The sequence below is a fragment of the Nocardia araoensis NBRC 100135 genome (assembly GCF_000308435.1).
Classification (GTDB): domain Bacteria; phylum Actinomycetota; class Actinomycetes; order Mycobacteriales; family Mycobacteriaceae; genus Nocardia; species Nocardia araoensis.
The window spans coordinates 1-1005 of the sequence record NZ_BAFR01000267.1 but is presented as its reverse complement, the minus strand read 5'-3'; the positions used below and the strand labels follow the sequence as shown (position 1 = coordinate 1005).

At 65.4% G+C, this 1005-nt stretch carries 1 pseudogene; it reads left to right on the top strand.

Annotation, left to right across the window (positions count from 1 at the left end):
- Nucleotides 1-259 precede the first annotated feature (259 nt).
- Nucleotides 260-1005, top strand: a pseudogene (locus ON21_RS41265) (IS110 family transposase); the annotation flags it as partial.

Here is a 1005-nt window from a genome sequence, read left to right as displayed (position 1 = left end):
GAACCGTCGACTTATCTAGTGGCAGCGGTTCGTGGTCGGGGTCAGCTGCCCCGTAACGTGCCGCAGGAGGCTGGGTGGGCTGGCTCGTGAACCGTCTGTCGCCGTCGCAGGTTGACTTGCTCGTGATGTGTCGCCCCGCCCGGTCTCCGTTCACGGTCTGACTCGACAGAGGTGTGACGACGACCCGCTGTGTGTAGTTCTGGAAGTCGACATGTCGGCCGTGGATTCTCCGCCCGGCGACGACAAGGACGATTACCTGATGATGCTGATCGGCATCGACCCGCACAAGTCCAGCCACACCGCGACGGTGATCGAACCGTCGACGAATTCTGATCTCGGCTCGATCCGTATCGATGCCAGCAACAACGGATATCGTCAGTTGCTGGCGTGGGCACGACAGTGGCCGAAACGTCGGTGGGCGGTGGAAAACGCGGAAGGCCTGGGGCACCATCTGGCGCTGTGGCTGGTCGCCATGGGCGAGGCAGTCGTTGACGTTGCGCCGGCCGCGACCGCGCGGGTGCGGCAGCTTTCGCGTGGCGGCCGCCGGAAGAACGACCGAATCGACGCGGCCGCGGCGGCATGTGTCGCAGCGTTGCACGGCGACGCACGTCCGGTGCGTGCCGAAACCCATACCGATTCGCTGGCCCTTCTCGATGAACGGCGAAAGACCCTGTCTGAGAAAAGGACTCGATCGGTCAACCAGCTCCACGCACTGCTGCGAGAATTGCTGCCGGGCGGGGCGCCGACAAGCCTGACCGCTACCACCGCCGGCGGCCATCCTGCGCAATCTGCGGCCGGTCACGCCCACCGATCAGGTGCGCAAATCACTCGCCAAGGATCTCGTCTCCGATATCAAGCGCTACGACGCCCAGCTCGCCGAGAACTCCGCGGCCATGGACGAGTTGCTCGACCGGCACGGCACCTCGCTGCGAACCATTGCCGGTATCGGCCCGGTCATGGCCGCACGGATCATCGGTCGCACCGGCCCTGCGACCCGGTTCCCGA